The sequence below is a fragment of the Leuconostoc lactis genome (assembly GCF_007954625.1).
In the GTDB taxonomy this organism is placed as follows: domain Bacteria; phylum Bacillota; class Bacilli; order Lactobacillales; family Lactobacillaceae; genus Leuconostoc; species Leuconostoc lactis_A.
In genome coordinates this window covers 1,032,474-1,051,767 of the sequence record NZ_CP042420.1, presented here as the reverse complement: position 1 = coordinate 1,051,767, position 19,294 = coordinate 1,032,474, and the positions used below count along the sequence as shown (strand labels likewise).

General features: G+C 44.4%; 21 protein-coding genes. 1 reads left to right on the top strand and 20 read right to left on the bottom strand.

Annotated elements, in window-relative coordinates; all coding sequences use genetic code 11:
* Positions 1-3 precede the first annotated feature (3 nt).
* From FGL80_RS05315 to FGL80_RS05275, 9 genes are all read right to left on the bottom strand, one after another.
* Positions 4-741, bottom strand: coding sequence for a cell division protein FtsQ/DivIB (locus FGL80_RS05315; RefSeq protein ID WP_055308262.1), 738 nt, complete (start codon positions 739-741; stop codon positions 4-6).
* 25 nt (positions 742-766) lie between these two features.
* On the bottom strand, positions 767-1,876 hold the full coding sequence (gene murG, locus FGL80_RS05310) for an undecaprenyldiphospho-muramoylpentapeptide beta-N-acetylglucosaminyltransferase (RefSeq protein ID WP_055308178.1): 1,110 nt from the start codon (positions 1,874-1,876) through the stop codon (positions 767-769).
* Between the two features lies 1 nt (position 1,877).
* Positions 1,878-3,224 (bottom strand): UDP-N-acetylmuramoyl-L-alanine--D-glutamate ligase, encoded by a 1,347-nt coding sequence (gene murD, locus FGL80_RS05305; protein ID WP_055308179.1) that lies wholly within the window; start codon positions 3,222-3,224, stop codon positions 1,878-1,880.
* A gap of 51 nt (positions 3,225-3,275) precedes the next feature.
* A complete protein-coding gene (gene mraY, locus FGL80_RS05300) occupies positions 3,276-4,238 on the bottom strand; it encodes a phospho-N-acetylmuramoyl-pentapeptide-transferase (protein WP_055308180.1) in 963 nt (320 codons plus the stop codon).
* 10 nt (positions 4,239-4,248) lie between these two features.
* Positions 4,249-6,429, bottom strand: coding sequence for a penicillin-binding protein (locus FGL80_RS05295; protein WP_147001984.1), 2,181 nt, complete (start codon positions 6,427-6,429; stop codon positions 4,249-4,251).
* 2 nt (positions 6,430-6,431) lie between these two features.
* A complete protein-coding gene (locus FGL80_RS05290) occupies positions 6,432-6,788 on the bottom strand; it encodes a cell division protein FtsL (RefSeq protein ID WP_010003518.1) in 357 nt (118 codons plus the stop codon).
* 16 nt (positions 6,789-6,804) lie between these two features.
* On the bottom strand, positions 6,805-7,746 hold the full coding sequence (rsmH, locus tag FGL80_RS05285; RefSeq protein WP_147001840.1) for a 16S rRNA (cytosine(1402)-N(4))-methyltransferase RsmH: 942 nt from the start codon (positions 7,744-7,746) through the stop codon (positions 6,805-6,807).
* Between the two features lie 18 nt (positions 7,747-7,764).
* The gene (mraZ, locus tag FGL80_RS05280; protein ID WP_010001972.1) at positions 7,765-8,196 is read right to left on the bottom strand and encodes a division/cell wall cluster transcriptional repressor MraZ; all 432 of its coding nucleotides are present in this window, start codon (positions 8,194-8,196) and stop codon (positions 7,765-7,767) included.
* A 154-nt stretch (positions 8,197-8,350) separates the two neighbouring features.
* Positions 8,351-8,692, bottom strand: a complete 342-nt coding sequence (locus tag FGL80_RS05275) for a hypothetical protein (protein ID WP_055308182.1) — start codon at positions 8,690-8,692, stop codon at positions 8,351-8,353.
* A 136-nt stretch (positions 8,693-8,828) separates the two neighbouring features.
* Here FGL80_RS05275 and FGL80_RS05270 point away from each other — a divergent pair, with 136 nt between their 5' ends.
* Complete coding sequence (locus FGL80_RS05270; protein ID WP_010001974.1) at positions 8,829-9,035, top strand: DUF4044 domain-containing protein; 207 nt, start codon at positions 8,829-8,831, stop codon at positions 9,033-9,035.
* A gap of 47 nt (positions 9,036-9,082) precedes the next feature.
* On the opposite strand, the gene FGL80_RS05265 is transcribed toward FGL80_RS05270, so the two are convergent.
* The 11 genes from FGL80_RS05265 to fmt all read right to left on the bottom strand — a co-directional run bounded on the left by FGL80_RS05265 (position 9,083) and on the right by fmt (position 19,282).
* Positions 9,083-10,783 carry a DAK2 domain-containing protein gene (locus FGL80_RS05265; protein ID WP_055308184.1) on the bottom strand — a complete coding sequence of 567 codons (1,701 nt, stop codon included), beginning with the start codon at positions 10,781-10,783 and terminating at the stop codon, positions 9,083-9,085.
* Between the two features lie 7 nt (positions 10,784-10,790).
* Positions 10,791-11,150: an Asp23/Gls24 family envelope stress response protein gene (locus tag FGL80_RS05260; RefSeq protein WP_010001977.1), complete on the bottom strand. Its 360-nt coding sequence runs from the start codon at positions 11,148-11,150 to the stop codon at positions 10,791-10,793.
* A 215-nt stretch (positions 11,151-11,365) separates the two neighbouring features.
* On the bottom strand, positions 11,366-11,566 hold the full coding sequence (rpmB, locus tag FGL80_RS05255; RefSeq protein WP_010001978.1) for a 50S ribosomal protein L28: 201 nt from the start codon (positions 11,564-11,566) through the stop codon (positions 11,366-11,368).
* An 88-nt stretch (positions 11,567-11,654) separates the two neighbouring features.
* Entirely contained in the window at positions 11,655-11,969 is a 315-nt protein-coding gene (trxA, locus tag FGL80_RS05250; protein ID WP_010001979.1) for a thioredoxin, read from the bottom strand.
* 38 nt (positions 11,970-12,007) lie between these two features.
* Entirely contained in the window at positions 12,008-12,646 is a 639-nt protein-coding gene (locus tag FGL80_RS05245) for a thiamine diphosphokinase (protein WP_055308185.1), read from the bottom strand.
* Positions 12,646-13,302: a ribulose-phosphate 3-epimerase gene (rpe, locus tag FGL80_RS05240; protein ID WP_029509111.1), complete on the bottom strand. Its 657-nt coding sequence runs from the start codon at positions 13,300-13,302 to the stop codon at positions 12,646-12,648. Before rpe ends, FGL80_RS05245 begins: the two co-directional genes overlap by 1 nt.
* Positions 13,303-13,318: 16 nt before the next feature.
* A complete protein-coding gene (gene rsgA / locus FGL80_RS05235; RefSeq protein ID WP_055308186.1) occupies positions 13,319-14,224 on the bottom strand; it encodes a ribosome small subunit-dependent GTPase A in 906 nt (301 codons plus the stop codon).
* Between the two features lie 66 nt (positions 14,225-14,290).
* Positions 14,291-16,180: a Stk1 family PASTA domain-containing Ser/Thr kinase gene (gene pknB / locus FGL80_RS05230; RefSeq protein ID WP_147001839.1), complete on the bottom strand. Its 1,890-nt coding sequence runs from the start codon at positions 16,178-16,180 to the stop codon at positions 14,291-14,293.
* A gap of 2 nt (positions 16,181-16,182) precedes the next feature.
* A complete protein-coding gene (locus FGL80_RS05225) occupies positions 16,183-16,929 on the bottom strand; it encodes a protein phosphatase 2C domain-containing protein (RefSeq protein WP_055308188.1) in 747 nt (248 codons plus the stop codon).
* Positions 16,930-16,962: 33 nt separating this feature from the next.
* Positions 16,963-18,321 carry a 16S rRNA (cytosine(967)-C(5))-methyltransferase RsmB gene (gene rsmB / locus FGL80_RS05220; RefSeq protein WP_147001838.1) on the bottom strand — a complete coding sequence of 453 codons (1,359 nt, stop codon included), beginning with the start codon at positions 18,319-18,321 and terminating at the stop codon, positions 16,963-16,965.
* Complete coding sequence (gene fmt, locus FGL80_RS05215; protein ID WP_055308190.1) at positions 18,314-19,282, bottom strand: methionyl-tRNA formyltransferase; 969 nt, start codon at positions 19,280-19,282, stop codon at positions 18,314-18,316. Before fmt ends, rsmB begins: the two co-directional genes overlap by 8 nt.
* Between the last annotated feature and the right edge of the window lie 12 nt (positions 19,283-19,294).

The following is a 19,294-nucleotide window of genomic DNA, read 5'->3' as shown; positions in this document are numbered from 1 at the left end:
CGATTATGGCGTTTGTGTCGTTTTCTCAGCCGCGTTTTTTTGCGGTTTATCCTGGGTCACCCCATACGCATGTGAGTAGGCTCCAAACTGCAAATCAACAATCCCTTTTTCAGGCATTTGAGCTGCGATGCCAGGATAATAACTAATCTTTTGACCAAACGTTTTGCTGGTCGCATACACTGTATTGCCATCATCCATAATAATCACCAAACGATGCGCATTGTCTTTATTAGGTGACAGCGTAATTTGACTGATATTTTGACGTAATGTCAACTCCAGTCCAACAAAGCCTTGAACAACTTGTTGTAATTCTGATTGCGATTTAAACCCTGCATAAATTGGTGCATCCCCTTTTGGTGCCGCAACTTTTTGTTGCCGCCCATTGCGATCCATCACCAGCCATTGGCCATTTTGATATACATAACCAGCCGTAACTTTTTCAATCACCTTGATTGTCACATGCTGACCGTTAACCGTCACTTGCGCCGCGTCAACATCTGTATTTTTTTGCAAAATACGCTGCACAATAAAATTGGTTTGCCCAGTTACACGCCAAAGCGGCGTATTTTTCTTAATATTGGCATCTGCTTCAATTGCCGTTGCTGGAATTGTTGCTGATTGTACGGTGACAGTTTGAACAACCCGCCATGGCTGCAGCAACATCATCAAACTGATGATGACCAACACAAAGATTACCAAGTTCAACCAAAATCGGCGCGGTATCGTTTTTTTTAATCGCATGTTGTTTGTTGCATCAGTCAAAATATCAATCTTTCTTTTCTGAAATTGCTGACAAAAGCAGCTGATACAGGCGATCGCCAGCATCTGGCATACCAACCTTTGTAGCTTGTGCGGCCATCTTATCGCTCGTAGTTGTGTCCAATAATAATTGATCTGCTGCGGCAATGAGTGTCTGACCATTAAGTTCTGGTTCAGGAATAATCAGTGCTGCCCCAGCATCGACTAAGCTTTTGGCATTCTTAGTTTGGTGGTCGCCTGTAACATGTAAGCTTGGGATCAAAATAGAGGGAATACCCAACGCCGTAATTTCAGCAATCGATGTTGCCCCTGCGCGTGACACAATCGCTGTGGTTTGCGCCAAGACTTCCGGCATGTTATCAATATATGGCACAATGCGAATATTATCAGCTGCGGAAATACCTTGCGCTTGCAATAAATTAATGACGTTATCATAGCGCTTGGGCCCAGTAACAATCACAGTTTGATAAGGCCGCGTATTCAAGTCATTCATGGCTTCAATGACTGCTAAGTTAATGGCTGGGGCGCCTTGCGAGCCACCAAAAATTAACAATGTGGGCTTATCATCTCGCAAGCCCAAAGTTTGCCAAGAAAAAGTTGACTTCAATTGTGCAACTTGTTGCGCACGTGGATTACCGACTAAAGTCACTTTATCTGTGGGGAATTGGTCTTTTGCGACACTAAAGGCAACCCCAATCTTGGTAGCCCCACGTGCCAAAAATTTATTGGTCACGCCAGCGACTGAATTTTGTTCATGAATCACAGTTGGAATATGCATCCGCTGGGCCGCATAAACAACAGCACCGGCCACATACCCCCCTGTTCCAACCACAACATCTGGTTTAAACTCTTTAATAATCTTTTTGGACTGCTTCACTGCTTTCAAGAATAGACGCACAGTTTGAATATTGTCCAGTGATAATGAGCGACTGAATCCTTGAACAGCAAGTTGCTTAAACGCCATGCCAGTTGGTGGGACAATATTAGCTTCGACCCCCCGTTCTGATCCAACATATAAAAATTCTGCATCCGGATCATGTTGCTTAATCACTTCTGCTAATGCTAAAGCTGGATAAATGTGGCCACCTGTGCCACCACCTGATAAAATTACACGCATATTATCGCCCCAAAACTTTCTTTAATTCACTCACAAATGCCTCACCACGGACCTCAAAGTTATCATACTGATCCCAACTTGCTGCAGCCGGTGATAATAAGACCACGTCGCCGGCTTGCGCCAAAGTGACAGCAAGTCTGGCAGCGGCGGTGACATCATCAACCGTTTGAACAGGTAGGCCAGCTGCTTTTGCAACGGCAACAACTTTTTGTTGCGTTTCGCCAAAGGCCACCACCGTTTTAACATGCGTCATATTTGGCAACAGACGTGTTAAGTCATCACCCCGATCTAGGCCACCGGCCAGCCAAATTGTGGGTTGGTCAAAACTATCCAACGCCGTTTGCGTCGCCTCAATGTCTGTCGCCTTGGAATCATTGTAATACATCACCGCTTGGTCGGTAAACAAATATTCTAATCGATGCGCCACACCGCCAAATGATGCAAGCACTTGGCGAATTGCTTCATTTTCTACGCCTGCTAGTTTGGCAACTGTGACGGCGGCCAAGATATTTTCTAGATTATGTGGCCCAACCAATTTAATTGCGGTCAGTGGCATGACAACTTGATCATCAATCACTAAACTACCTGCCGTCGCTGCAACACGATGCCCCGATTGTGTCCGTGAAAAGGGGACCACTTGCGCAGCTGTGTCTGCGGTAAACTGCGCTGTGTCTGGGCTATCAGCATTTAGCACCAACGTTTGCGTCGCAGTTTGATTTTTTGTCAACTGAAACTTTGCTGCGACATACTGTTCACGTGTGCCGTGATAATCCAAATGATTAGCAAAAATATTGGTGATTAAGGCAATATCTGGTTGGATATCCGGCACACCCATTAATTGAAAACTTGATAATTCTAATAGCAAGGTATCATCAGCAGTTAAATCAGCCACCACTTCACTCACTGGTGTCCCAATATTGCCGGCCGTCGTTACCCGTTGACCATCTGCTAATAACATTTCCCGAATAAGTGACGTTGTGGTGGTCTTCCCATTTGAACCAGTGACTGCAATCAGACGGCCTTCAAACGAACTTAATGCGACTGCTACCTCAGTTAGCACAGGAATATCAAGGGCAATGGCACGTTGTACCAAAGCTGTGTCATAAGGAATACCAGGATTTTTGATCAAGTAATCAAATGACGCGTCCAGGGAGGTTGCCTCATCATGATTAATGAAAGTCACACCAGCGGCTTGTAACTGGTTAAATGTGTCATCTGGCACAAAATCGCCACCATTCACAACCGTCACTTGAGCACCCAGCGTCACAAGGCGTTGGGCTGCTGCTTTACCAGAGCGCGCCCAACCAAATACCATCACTTTTTTATTGTTGAATGCTTGTGCCTTCATATTCTCCTGCTCCTTATTTTTTATGTACGTAGGCTAATCTGCCTACCTGTATTAATTCATGTAAAAGATGCCTGCAACTGCTAAAATCGCTGACACAATCCAAAATAGGGTGTCGATTTGCCATTCACTCCAACCAAACTTTTCAAATGAATGATGAATTGGGGCCATGGGGAAAATCCGTTTATGCCAGTAATGGTACCCGACCGTTTGAATAATGACAGACAATGTCTCGATCACAAAGACCAAACCGAACCAAATTAGTGAGAATGGAATCCCGAGCAAAATCGATTCCATGGCTAATCCGGCACCTAATGCCAGCGAACCAGTATCGCCCATAAAAATTTTCGCCTTTGGCTTATTGAAAATTAAGAAACCAAGGAGCGCACCGATAACAGCAAAGTTAAAGATGACAATCGTTTGCTGATGCATGTTATTGGCAATGACCGCATAGGCCGCATAAACGACGATACTCGTTCCGGCGAGCAATCCATCAAGGCCGTCCGTCAAGTTTGTTGCGTTTGACCAACCTACCAGCCAGAACCACAAAAAGATAAAGTAAAAGACACCCAAGTGCAGCGTACCAAGGAGTGGCACATACAACGTAAACGGTACGCCCATCGCCCACATCATAATCATAATCACAACGGCACTAATGGTTTGCGCCGCTAACTTTGGCTTAAAGGCAAAGCCTTCATCAGCACGTCGCACGAGCTTGAGTGTATCATCGATACCACCAATCACCGCATAGGCGAGCAAGGCCATGACCGGTAGTGACATCGCTGCTAAACCGGTAAATCCTGCTGTGACGCCCGCACCAATCAAAGCACTCAATGCAGCGGCCACGACAAACAATGCACCGCCCATACTTGGTGTGCCCGCTTTGGCTTGATGATCTGGCCCTAAGCGCCGGATCACGGCCTGTTCCTTAGATTGTTTTAAGAACTTAATCACCATCGGCATGAAAATTACCGTGACAATAAACGCTCGGGCTAAAGCCCATAAATTATCTGACATCTACTCTCTCCTACTGCTTCTCTTTTAATGTGATGGCCACCTGACTGGTGTTGACAACCAATTGGTCTTTGGCAATACTTTGACTCGTGACATAACCAGAACCCGTCCAACTGAGTTTAAAGCCTGCTGCATCAGCAAAGGCTTGCGCATCAGTCAAACTCCAACCTGTCATATCAGGCAAATGGGTATTGCCTTTGGCCTTCAAAATAACAAGCTGATTGGTCAGTGACTTTTGCTCTGGTAACAACGACTGTGCTGTAATATCACCAGTTGACCCAACCACCGCCGTTCTAAAGCCTGCTTGTGTCATTGTGTCGGTCGCATCTTGAATCGATTGGCCCATCACATTGGGAACCGTTTGTTTGGTTGTTTTTGATTTTACCGCACTATCACTACTATTTAAAGCTTGTAGCATCAAAGGCTGAAAAACTTTGTTCATCGTGATTTGAATCGTGGGATCTGGGAAATCCTTCGGTTGCTGAACGGCTAAATAGAAAATATATTTCGGATCTTTTTCTGGTGCTAAGACCATCACCGAATGAATCGCGTTATTCAACCCTTGCAAGTATTTGCCACCTTGGGAAATCTGCGCTGTTCCTGTCTTAGCCGCAATTTGATAACCATACTTACGCAAATCAAATTCCTTAGCTGTCCCTGTTTTTTGATTGACAACATCAATCATATACTTGCGGACTTGTTTCGCCGTGCTGGCTTTGATGGGACGGGCAACTTCGACCGTTTTACCCTGTTCAACAACGGCGCCGGTCGCTGGATTGACCACTTTATCCACAAAATACGGTTTAATTTCCTGACCATCGTTGGCAATAGCGGAATAGGCTTGTAACATTTGCAACGGTGTCACACTAATTCCCTGACCATACGCTGTATTGGCTTGGTCAATGGGATAATCAAATGAAATATTACCAGCGGCTTCATTGCTTAGCCCTGAGTGGGTGGATTGCAAGAAGCGGAATTTTTCCAGATATTGACGCCAAGTCGTTGCCCCTAACTTTTGCTCAACTTTGGCAAAGGCTACGTTTGAAGAACGCCAAAACCCTTCCCGATACGTTAACACCCCTTGATTTTGACCAAAAGCATCGACCACTTTTTTACCATCAATCAATAACGTGCCCGATTGATAAGTCGCATCTGGCTGCCATTTACCTGTATCAATTGCAGCTGCCAGCGTGATGCCCTTCATCGTTGAACCAGGTTCAAATGGGCCTTGGTCTAATAGGTTAGTCCAAAGCTTTGGGCTATCATTTTTATCATTGGGGTTAAAATTAGGCCGCTGCGTGGCCGCGACAATTCGGCCTGTTTTTGCTTCCATCAATACCCCAACCGCTGACTCAGCTTTCGTTGTGGCAAACAGATCATCCATCCGTGTTTCTAATGTGTTTTGTAAATTATTATCTAACGTGAGATACACATCATTCCCATTTTGAACGGTTTGACTACCCTTGGTGTTTTCTTTTTGACCATCATACTGCTTAATGCCATTTTTACCCGCTAAAGTACTATTTTCAGCGGCTTCAATACCCATCAAACCTGACTGCACCATTTGACCTGTTTGGGTATCCTGATTGCTTTTCGTCATCCCAATCAAATGTGAGGCTGTGCTATCTTCCGGGTAACTACGTGCCGCATGTGGCGTGAAGTTAATCCCCGGCAAATTCATCGCCTTAATTTTTTCATATTGGGCGATCGATAAATTTTTACTAGCTTGGCCTTTCGTTGAAATAAATTCAACTTGGTAAGCCTTCTTTTCCAAGCGCTTCAAAATTTCTGATTTGCTCATGTCAATGACTTGGCTTAACTTTTCAGCAGTTAATGCCTTATCTTCAACGTGACCTGAACCAGGCACGTATTTGCCCGTTTTTGGATCTTTTGTGCGTAATACTTTTTTGTCTAATACGGCATACATATCATAAACCGTTGTATTTTCAGCCAAGACATTACCCGACGCATCAAAAATGCGACCGCGGTTGGCTGGCACAATTTGTTTCGCCATAAAGGCTTGTCTGGTCGCATCGTTGAGGTTATGGCCGTCCACAGAACCACTTGCAATAATAAAAAGACGTATCCCGAGTCCAAGTGTCACAAGTATCATTGCCCCCAACAATACACCACCAAAAATTTTGGCGTTCTGTGTGACTCTTCTATTCGGTATACGTCTCACGTCTTTTTTCATCATTATTGGTTAACATTTCTAACGTTGCTATCTGATAATGTCATATCATACTTTTTAGCAACCTCGTCTAAGTTCTTTTTGCTTGTCTTACTTTGAATGTCACTACGTAACGCATCATTCGCCTGTTTCGTTTCATCAATTTGCGTTTGCATGACTTGCGTGTTCGTACGCGCCGCATTCGCCTGCATACTTGAAAAGACAACGCCTACCATCAAAATCATCACCACGGCAGACACAAAAGCCACCATCATACGTTCTTTTCTTGTCCAACGTGCTGGCTTGTATTTAATCCGTGTTTTAGGTTGTGATAGCGGTATAGCTTCCGCAGTCGTGGTATATTGATATGCATTTTGTGCCATATGCAGCTCCTAAATCTTATTGTCGTGCGATACCACGTAACTTGGCTGATTCTGACCGGTGATTGTCGGCCATCTCATCTTGACTAGGTAGTATTGGCTTGCGAGTTAACAATGTGTAATCGGCTTCAAATTGCCCTGGCAAAACGGGTAAGCCAGCAGGTAATTCAGGCGCGGTTGTCTTTTCACGAAACATTTGTTTAACGAGACGATCTTCTAAAGATTGGAAGGTAATCACGCTAATGCGGCCATCGGGGGCCAATAAATCAATCGCCTGTGTCAAAGAATCTTCCAACGCACCTAATTCATCATTGACGGCAATGCGTAATGCTTGGAACGTACGTTTGGCCGGATGACCACCCTTACGTCGTGCTGGTGCTGGTATCGCTTCTTTGATAATGTCCACTAATTCAAACGTTGTATTGATTGGCCCGTCTTCCCGATGCTGCTCGATTTTACGTGCAATTTGCTTTGGAAAACGATCTTCACCGTAACGGCTGAGAATACGTAATAAATCATTGAAAGGCCAGTCATTAACAATTGTCTTCGCCGTTAACGTTTGACGTTGATCCATGCGCATATCTAATTCAGCATCGTAATTATAGCTAAAGCCCCGTTGCCCATCATCAAATTGTACAGAACTCACGCCAAGATCATAAACAATGCCGTCAACGGCTGTGACACCACGTTCTGCTAATGCTGACTTGAGCGTTCGGAAATTTTGATGAATTAAGACCAGTTTACCGGCCGCAATCTCATCAGCATACTGTTTGGTGTTGTATTGAATCGCTGTATCGTCTTGATCAAAGCTATACAGCGTTCCAGTCGTTAACTGCTTCAGGATTTCACCTGTGTGACCACCACCACCTAGTGTGGCATCTACGTAAAGACCGTCTGGTTTAATATCAAGTAAGGCAACTGCCTCATGGAGGAGTACTGTGACATGTTCAAATTCTGACATTAAAACCTTCCTTTTCAACTAGAAGTCAAAATCAACTAGTCCTTCTGCAATCTCATCAAAGTTATCCGCCGTAGCTGATGTATAGGCTTGCCAACGTGCTGCTTGCCAGATTTCAAATGAATCACCGGATCCCGTCACGATGACATCTTTTTCCAAACCAGCATATTCTCGCAAATTGGCCGGTACAATAATACGCCCTTGCTTATCAATTTCCGCTTCCATGGCACCAGCCAATACAAAGCGTTTAAATTGGCGCGCTTCTTTTTTCCCTAAAGGGAGTTCATTTAATTGTGTTTCTAATTTTTCCCAGATAGGCATTGGCATGGCACGTAATGCGTGTTCCATCCAACGGGTGACAACAAACTTGTCGCCTAACTGATGACGAAATTTTGCCGGTATTATGAGTCGCCCTTTTGCATCGAGCGTATGTGAATATTCGCCCATGAACATAAGGACCACCCCCATTAAAAAATCTATACTATTAATTTACCACATTTACCCACTTCCCTCCACCTTATTCCCATTTTGTCACAATTTAGTAAATTTATGACACAAAAAAAGTACGACTATCCCTTGATAGTCGTACTTTCTGTCAAAGTGGGTGTCAGTGGGAGATAAACCCAAAAATGGTCACAATCATTAACAAAAATGCTGCAAATAGCCCACTCCAGACCCAAAATCGTCGCCAAAATAGCCAAAGTGACCAGCGGTTACGTAACAAATACCAGGACAACACAATCCCGATGACACACCACCCCATCAGCATCCAGGCCCACCAACTCACACCAAAACATTCACCCATGGCAAAGTGCAGGCACAACCAAAGCGGGATGACTGCAAGATCTAACAGGCTAAACTTAAATTTGCCAACATGAAATTGACGATTAACCGTCAATGCGATGACCAAAATTATTACCGCGCCAACCGACCAAAACCACCATTGCATATCACTACCTCTATGTTCCTCATCTTAAACCAGAATACCGAAACTCCCACAAAAAGGCAAGTCGTGGCCGTTTGTGAATTGCACCTCATGAAGAGATTATGTTAAACTAAATGGGAATAACTTTACGAGGTAGACTATGACTGACGAACAAACGCCGCGACCAACGAACGCCAAATTACAAGCTGAAATTGACGCGAAGCTCAACCAACACCGCATGCCAAAAATCGAACGCAAATCACGGACGCGCATTGAAAAAATGACTTTAGTCATGGCGTGGTTGATGATCATTTTGATGATTGGTGGTGTCTTTTACGCCTCAATCAACGCCCTAGGTTGGTTATAATCACCAATAAAAAAAGCAGCTAACGCTGCTTTTTTTATTGTCATCTATTATTCAACTGCTAACAAATATGGGTATAGTGGTTGCTGACCGTCATGAATTTCAACTTCTAGGTCGTCATCAATGGCTAAGATAGCCGCTGCTAACTTGTCAGCATCCTTTTGCTTAAGTTCTTCTCCGAAAATAATTGTGACAATTTCAGAGTCATCATCCAACATTTGACTCACAGCTTCTAGTGCTGCATCATAAACTTTCTTGGTAACAACGGCAATATCGCCATCAAGAATGCCCAACCAATCACCATCATGAATTTCAACACCGTCAAGCACGGTATCACGAACTGCTTGCGTAATTTGTGCGGACTTCACTTCAGCCATCGCAGCAGCCATTTCATCGGCATTTGTAGCCAAATCAGCGTCTGGATTATAACCCATCATCGCGGTCAAACCTTGTTGAATCGTCCGTGTCTTCACAACTTGCGCTGGGATCTCAACTAAATCAACTGCTTGTTCAGCAGCCATGAAAATATTGGAGTTGTTTGGCAAGATAATTGCTTGCTTAGCCCCACTAGCTTCAATCGCCGCCACGATATCTGCTGTCGATGGATTCATAGTTTGACCACCAGAAATGACTGTGTGTACGCCTAAGCTCTTAAAGAGTTCGGCCACACCGTCACCAGCCGCAATCGTAATAACCGCCGTATCTGAAACTGGTACATTGGCGGCAACCATCTTGGCCGCTTGGTTTTCTTCAGCGCGTTGTGCGTCAATCACTGCTTGTTGTTGATCACGCATGTTATCAACTTTAACTTTCACCAAAGAACCAAAATGCGTGCCCCAACCAATCACTTCGCCTGGGTTTTCAGTATGCACGTGCACCTTAACGATTTCATCATCATTAATCACGAGTAATGAATCACCTAATTCGGCCAAATGATTATAGAAAGGTTCGTAATCAAATTCACGATCAAAAGTTGTCCCTTTGCCGATTTGAACCATCACTTCAGTACAGTAACCATATTCAATATCATCAGGATCTAAATTACTGTTGGCTTGGGCGCCAGCGTGCAATTCCTTTACCATTTGATCCAACGCCGCATTGTCAGGGGCTTGCAAATCGTCTTCGTTAAAGTTGCCACTCAACACTTGATAAAAGGCACGTAAAACAAAGACCAAGCCTTGACCACCTGAATCAACGACGCCAACTTCTTTCAAAACTGGCAATAATTCAGGGGTACTATCAAGAGCTGCTTGAGCTGCTTCATCAACAGCTTGCATGAGAACCACAACATCATCGGTTTCTTCAGCCACTTGATTAGCTTTGGCAGCTGCTTCGCGAATCACCGTCAAAATCGTCCCTTCAGTCGGCTTCATCACTGACTTGTAAGCAATTTTAGCCCCAGACATCAAGGCATCGGCCATGTCGCGCGCTGACAACGTCGCTTTGTCTTCTACCGCATTGGCAAAACCACGGAAAATTTGTGACAAAATGACCCCAGAATTACCGCGCGCCCCCATCAATAGCCCCTTTGATGTGGCCTTTGCCAAAGCACCAATATGGGTATCAAGCGCGTCACGTTCGTATTGCGCACCACTCGCCATTGAGAGGCTCATGTTTGTGCCTGTGTCACCATCGGGTACTGGGAACACATTTAATTTATTAATTTTATCCGCATTTGCAGCTAATGACGCCGCTGCAGCGTTAATCATCTTACCAAATTCAACATTGGTAATGGTCGTTATCTTAGTCATGACACTCCTAGTCTGTGACGCGTACACCTTGAACAATCACATTAACTTCTGTTACGTGAATGCCAAGTAATGCGTCAAGATTATATCTCACTTTTCCTTGAACTGATTTTGAAATTTCTGATAATTTTGTGCCGTATTGTGCTACCAAGTAAACATCAACGCTCACACCGTTGTCTTCTTGATGCACCACAACACCTTTGGCGTAATTTTCACGATTCAAGATTTGGTTCATTCCATCACGAAAAGCGGCTTTTGAGGCCATGCCGACAACACCTGGATTTTCAATCGCTGAGCCACCCACGATCGTTGCAATGACATCATTTTCAATTGTGATGTCACCATTTTTAGCCTTAATTTTAATCGCCATAATTCATCGAACACGGCCAGTAACCACAATGCCTATTGCCATCGCGTTGACCGCGCATTTCCTCCTTAAAGGTTTACTGCTACTATTTTAACATATCTCAACGCGAAACGTTTTCTTAGCAGTTATACCACATAAAAAAACCACCTAAATGGTGGTCGTTTTATGTCAGCCGTACTTGAATAATCAACCCAAAACGACTGTCATCGTTTTGTCGATTATACGCGTTCGATTGAACCGTTCTTCAATCCGGCCTTCAAAGTACGCGCTGTTAAATAAACTTTCTTTGCAGGTGCACCATTAATCTTAACAGTCACTTTTTGCAAATTTGGCTTCCAGCTACGACGACTTGAGTTCAACGCGTGTGAACGTTGGTTACCAAAGCGTGTGCGTGCGCCTGTAATAGCATCTTTTGCCATGTTCGACCCTCCTTTTCGAGCCAATGATTTAAAAAAGCTCTTTCTACAACAATAGTAAATTTTACCAGGTTTTCGCAACTATGGCAAGTTATTTCGTATATTTCGCTAAAACATTTGCCAATTGGTCTTTCGTATGGAAGCCAGTCAAACGTTCAACCACTTCCCCATCCTTTTGAACAAGCAATGTTGGGATCGCACGGATACCAAATTCAGCAGGTGTTTCAGGATTTTCATCGACATCCATTTTAACAAATTCCACGTTGTCGACTTCATCAGATAACGCTTCTAATACGGGGGATTGCATCCGACATGGGCCACACCAAGTTGCCCAAAAATCAGTAATTGTCACACCATTGGCGGTTGCCGCCTTAAAATCTGCATCTGAAATTGCTTTTACAGTCATTACTATTCCTCCTTAGTACCTGACAATCAAAAAAAATATTAATCTTTTGATTGCGTCACCATAACAATACCAGTTTTGAAGCTGATATGCACAATATCTGCTTTAAATTCGTTAGATGACCACATTTTAGCCACATTATCGGTCAGTGATAACGGATACTTTGCGTCAATAATTTGAAAATCTTTGACGTCATTTAACGGCATAAAACCAAGATACTTCGTTCCTGGTATTTGATGCACCACCTTCTCACCAGGCTTCACATAACTCACCACATTCAAGCGATCAATAAATTGGGTTTTTTCGACAATCGCGTCAAACACGGGGTTCACCATCAACCATAAATTACTCAATAAATGGTCGACACGCCCACCCGTTGCCCCAAATACTTTAATTTGATCTGGTTGCTGTTTTTGAGCGTATAAAAGCGCTAACTCCGTATCCGTTTCATCTTTTTCTGCTTGCACATGCATGATTTCATTGGCTTGCAAATGAGCTTGCAACGTGGCCAATTCTGCAGCCATCAGCGAATCAAAATCGCCAACAGCCATCAGCATCGGTAACCCACGTTCATATAAACGCCAAGCACCGCGATCCGCACCAATCCACAAACCTGGTTCTTGAAAGAGATCATCCGGCCAAAGTTCAGTTGGCGCACCAGCTAAAATGTTAATTTGCATTATTTTGTCAAGGCTTTCAAACGGGCAATTTTTGCGGCTGGATCCACCTTATCATAAACGTAAGAACCCGCAACAAAAACATTAGCCCCTGCTTCGTAAGCTGCCACAACAGTTTCATCGTTGATACCACCATCAACTTGGATATCAAAGTCATAGCCTAATTCATCACGAACAGCACGCAATTGGGCAATCTTTTCAAGTGTTGATGGCAAGAACTTTTGCCCACCAAAGCCTGGATTTACCGTCATGACCAATACTTGATCAACCATATCAAGCACAGGTTCAATGGCTAAGACGGGTGTTCCTGGGTTAATGACGACTTCAGCCTTAACACCCTTGTTCTTGATCATTTGTAGGGCACGGTGAATGTGTGGCGTTGCTTCAACATGCACCCCGATGATGTCGGCACCGGCATCGGCAAATTCATCAACGATTTTTTCGGGATTCGTCACCATCAAATGTACATCTAAGACCATATCAGTCTCTGGACGGAGTTGCTTGACCCAGTTTGGTCCGTAAGAGATTGATGGGACAAAGTTACCATCCATGACGTCAATGTGTAAATATTCTGCACCCGCTGCTTCAACGAGCTTGACATCACGTTCCAAATTGGTATAGTCCGCGCTTAAAATTGATGGCGCAATAATTCCTGACATGCTTAATTCCTTCTTCCTAAAAGTTTCGATTATCTGTATTATATCTTGGCTTTTGCGCCTTAATCAGGTCGTAGAATGCCTTATAACTATTATACCGTGATTCCGCAATCGCGCCAATAGACACCGCTGCCTTCACGGCACACCCTGGTTCATTCAAATGGAGACAACCACGGAAACGACAATCCTGTCGATAAGCGACAAATTCCGGGAAATAATTGTCGAGTTCGTCAGCTGGAAAATCAAACACTTCATATGACGAAAAGCCTGGTGTGTCCGCAATTAAGGCGTCATCAACTTGAATTAACGTCACTTGACGCGTCGTATGTTTACCACGACTCAATGCTTTAGACACCTCACCCGTTGCCAAACCGAGTTCCGGTGACAAATGGTTGAGCAGCGTTGATTTCCCAGCGCCTGTCTGTCCCATAAAGACGGCCACGCGATGCGACAATGCTTGTTGCAATGCTGCAAAGGCCACATCTTCTGCACCTGGTTGCGGCAAAATCACCGTATAACCAATTTTGCGATACGTCTCAGCAACTGCCATCGCTTGTTCAAATTCAGCCGGCGACAATAAATCAGACTTAGAAAAATAAATCAATGGTGTGACATTTGCCGCTTCCAAAGCAACCAACTGGCGATCCAGCAAGTTCGGTGCAAAATTAGGTTCCTTCAGTGCCGTCACAATGACGGCCACATCAATATTGGCTACTGGTGGCCGTACCAACGCATTTTCACGTGGATGAATCTTCCAGATCAATCCTTCATCATTTTCACTCTCAAAGTCGACAAAATCGCCGACCAGTGGCTTTTGTCCTGACTTACGGAATTCACCACGGGCACGCGTCCGTTCAACTGTACCATCGCTTGTTTGTATATCATAATAACCGCTTAACGAGCGGATAATTCGTCCTGTTTTCATAATGTTATTGTAACAAAAAAGCCGACCGTAATCGACTTGAATTTACTTTACCATCAGGCAAAGCGGTTATTTAGATGAAGCACTCGCACTACTGCTTGAAGCGCTACTTGATGAACTACTACTTGAGCTACTTGAACTGCTTGCACTACTGCTTGAGGCGCTGCTTGTATCTTGTGGTCCTTGTGAAATCGTCACTAACAAGACCATATCCTTGGTAATGCTTGAACCACCCCGAATCGATTGGCTGATCACGTAATCTTTTTTCGTGTCCCCATCAAACTGGGTATTAAAATTAACCATGATATTGTGCTGAGTTGCCCAATCTTGTACTTGTTGCTGGGTTGCCTTACCCGTGAAGTCCGGCACAACAATCTTGACTGCGCCAGTTGACACTGTAAAGACAACCGATGTTTGGGTTGGATCCACTTTGCCATTGGCATCAATCGACTGGGCAATAATCTTACCAGCTGGCACATCATCTGATGGGATGCCTTCTTTCGTGATTGCATAGCCTTGGGCACGTAATTGCGCTGACGTCAAACTATAATCAGTCCCAACATAGTCGCCGAAACGCACTTTTGCGCGACCAGAAGACACAATCAAATTAATCGTATCTCCCTTGGTCGCTGCGGTTCCTGATGTTGGTGTTGTACGTACCACATGACCTTCCGCAATACTTTTAGACGTGGTCGAACTGACACTACCAACTGTCAATCCTGCTCGCTTTAAGCGACTCGTAGCGGCATCTTGACTCAGATTGGTCACGTCAGGCACAGTCACCTTACTTGACTGATAATTTAAAAAGAAAATCCCAGCAATCGCCAAAACAAGTAAGCCCAGCACCACCCACGGCCATTTATGTGCCTTACGAAATTTAATCCCGTTATCTTTCAGCACGTGCCGGACATACGATGGTGTCCGGTCAACAATTTTGGCAATGTTTTTGATCGCGTAACCTTTTTTACCATATTCAATGATTGTGTCGGTCACAGACGGTTCTTCCGGTGCTTCTTCTGGGAAAATTTTATCTGACGACACCCCTGTTTTGAGTTGGTCTTGAATTTGTGCCATTGGAATAATGCGCGTATCATCAGACGTTTCCGACATTGGCGCAAAGCGTTCTTCATCCGCACGACGTGCTGACAAGACTGAACTCAAGTCATCCGCCATCGCCGCTGCACTCATATAGCGATCTTGCGGGCGTTTCGCCGTTGCCTTTAAAATCACGTTTTCCAAGGCTTGTGGAATCCGCGGGTCAAAGTCACGCACGGAAGGCATTTCCGCCGTTGCATGCTTCATCGCCACTGCAACCGGTGTATCGCCTTCATAAGGAACTTGCTTCGTGAGCATCTCATAAAGCATCACACCCAATGCATAAATATCTGACTTAGCCGAAGCAAAGCCACCACGGGTTTGTTCAGGCGATAAATAATGAACTGAACCGATGACTGTGTTGGTTTGTGTCAACTCTTGCGATGACTTCGCCACAGCAATACCAAAATCCGTAATCTTCACGTCACCTTGTCGGTCAATTAAAATATTTTGGGGTTTTAAATCACGATGAATGATATCAGCATCATGGGCAGCCTGTACGGCACTTAAAATTTGCAGCATAATGTCAACAACTTGTTGATAAGGGATTGGGAAATTTTCGGCAATGAATGTTTTTAAATCCATCCCATCCACATATTCCATCACCAAATACTGCGTGCCTTCATATTCACCAGTGTCATAAATCTGCACAATATTTTGATGCACTAGTTCGGTTGCCGCAACTGCCTCGCGCTTAAAACGTTCGACCAGATCAGTGTTATTTTTCATATCCAGACGCATCATTTTAAGGGTCACGTCGCGGTCTAAAAATTCGTCGTGCGCCAAATAAACATTGGCCATACCACCACCACCAAGTGATTTGATGATTCTATAACGGTTGTCTATCACTGTATCTGGTAACATATCTACTTTGTATCCTCTTCATTATCACGACTTACTAATAATGCCGTCACATTATCTGGGGCGCCATTACGATTTGCAGCCGAAATTAATTCATAAGCTCGCATATCAAGTGTTGTCGCTTGTTGCATAATGTCCGTCATCGTCCCGACATCAAGCACTTTGGTAATGCCATCAGAGGTTAAAAATAACATATCATTTGCGACAAATGGGTATTGTGCAATCTCAATATCCGCACGGTCATCGACCCCAAGATAACGGGTCACACTATTGGCTTGCGCCAGGCGTTCCGCTTCTGCTTGACTCATGGTCCCGGCACGCACTAATTCATTTTTCAAGTTATGGTCACAAGAAATTTGCGTGAGCACCTGATCATGGAGTAAAAATGCTTTGGAATCACCCAGATTGCCGAGCACGATTTGATCATCAAAAATGACCGCAATCACCAAGGTTGTTGCCATCTGCTTTAAATCTTCAAAACGTTGACCCGCAGCTAAAATGGCTTGATTCTCTTGGTGCGTCGTTTCTTTTAGCCAATCAATCGTTGACTTCATGGTTTCAATTGTTGTTGTTTCCCAGGCATGTCCAAAATGTTCAACAGCCATCGCACTGGCGACCTCACCTCCATGAGTTGAGGTCACACCGTCAGCGACCATGACCATTAAACGACCGGCTTGATTAGTAAAGCCGCCAACATAGTCCTGATTTTCCTGGCGTTTGACACCAGAATCTGTATGAAATGCTACTTGCATAGGTTTATTTTTCTATCACATGCTATTTGCGTATTAGGCGTTTGTGCCTGACTTTTTCTTCAGCGTTGCCACGAAGAAACCATCAGTATGGTAATCGTTTGGATAGATATGCAGCACCGCTTCTTGTCGATCGGCTTTTAGATTATGCGCTGTTTGCGTTTTCACTAATTCGAACTCCGGATGATTGGCTAAGAATTGCGCAATCACATCGTCATTTTCTTGACGTAAAATTGTGCAAGTGCTGTACACTATCATACCATTTTCAGCCACATTTTGGCTAACTGAATCCAGAATTTCGCCCTGCAAACGCGCTAAATTCTGGACATCTTCAAGGGTTTTGTCGTAACGAATCTCAGGCTTACGACGTAATAAACCAAAGCCAGAACAAGGGGCATCGACTAAGATACGGTCAAACTTGGTTGCCACTTCAGTCGGTACTTTTCGTGCATCTAAGACTTGTGTGTCAATGCGGTCTGCCACTTGCAAACGTGTTGCATTTTGTTCAATGAGTTTAATTTTATGTGAATGCACATCTAAGGCCAAAATTTTCGCATCATCAGCCACTAAGGCCGCAATTTGCGTTGTTTTCCCGCCAGGTGCTGCCGCCGCATCCAAAACATTTTTGACTGATGGGGTTACATGCATGCTTTCAACTGGCAACATCGCACTTTCATCTTGTAGCGTTAACCAGCCTTTTTGATAAGCCGTTGAACTTGCCACATGCCCACCAGAGACAATGTAAGCATGATCCGCCACTTGTGATTTCGTCGCAGTCATATTTTCAGACGCTAATGACGCCACCACTTCTTCATCAGTTGCCAGCACCGTGTTAACACGCACTGATTGCATGGGCGCATCATTAATGGTGGTCACGAGCGCGCGCGTCGCGGCTTCACCATTTTGGGCCACCAATTCGTTAATCAACCAAACTGGTAAGCTCGCTTCAACGGACAAACGCGAAATTGGATCAGCAATTGCCGCTGTATCCGGTAAGCCTTGGCGACTAATATTGTGCAAAATCGCCGTGACAAATTTAGCCGTCCCCACATGCCCCAAAATTTTAGCGACTTCAATTGATTCATTAAAAATCGCGTGTTGGGGAATTTTATTCAAATATTGCATTTGAAAAAGCGCTGTATACAACAACTCACGCACCCATGGGTTGAGCTTTTTGTCTCCGACAAATGGGGCTAACCAATACTCAAAAGTCAACCGGTGTTGAATTACACCATAGACTAACGTCGTTAACAACCGTTTATCCGCTTCACCGAGCTGATGTTGTTTGATCACCTGATTTAATTGTAAGTTGGAATAAGCGCCATTTTTAATTTTAGCCAACGTTTGAACGGCTAAAACACGTGGGTTATTGCTATAAACACGTTTATCACTCATGAATTGGTTCCTCTGCCCATAAATCTCCGCTCGTCAATTGACTCCCTGCGCCATTCAAATACGCTTGGCTTGACATCACAGATTTTCCGGCTGGTTGTAATTGATCAATACGCAAAACGGAGTGATCAGCTGCTGCAATAGTTAACATTTTTTTATTACGCGCAACCACGTGACCTGCTGCGACATCTGTTGTTTCTGGTAATGGTGTGACTTGAATTAGCTTCACACGTTGACCAGCTACCTGAACGTAGGCAGGATGTGTTGGATAAAGACCGCGAATGTGCCAATCCAACTGTTGCGCTGTTTCTTGAGTAAAGTTTAAGTTTTGTTGATCACGGGTAATATTTGGCGAGAAACTAACCGCTGCTTCGTCTTGTGGCACGGGCGCAATCTCGCCAGCCGCAATTTTAGGTAAGGTTGCCAGTAGCAAGTCGCGCCCAGCCAAACTAAGTTTGTCAAACATGGTGCCAACATTATCTTGGGCTGTAATCGGTACTTTGACCACGTCAATCACATCCCCAGCGTCCATTTGCTTGACCATATACATAATCGACACACCAGTTTCTGTGTCACCATTCATAATTGCATAATGCACAGGTGCCCCACCACGATATTTTGGCAATAATGAAGCATGGGTGTTGACCGCTGCGATTTGGGAGGCGTCTAGGAGTGCCGTTGGCAAAAACTGACCAAACGCAGCCGTAATGATGAAGTCCGGTGCTAAAGCCACGATTTGGGCCATTTCATCAGAGCCATTCATTTTTTCAGGTTGCAAAACTGGCAAATCATGTGCCTGTGCCGCCACCTTCACTGGACTTGGTGTCAGCACCCGTTTACGACCTTGTGGGCGATCTGGTTGCGTGACTACGGCCTTCACATCATATTGTGGGTCTGCAATTAACGCTTCTAAAATCGGTACGGCAAATGTTGGCGTACCCATGAATACAACGGAGTAAGTCATATTTGTTCTCTT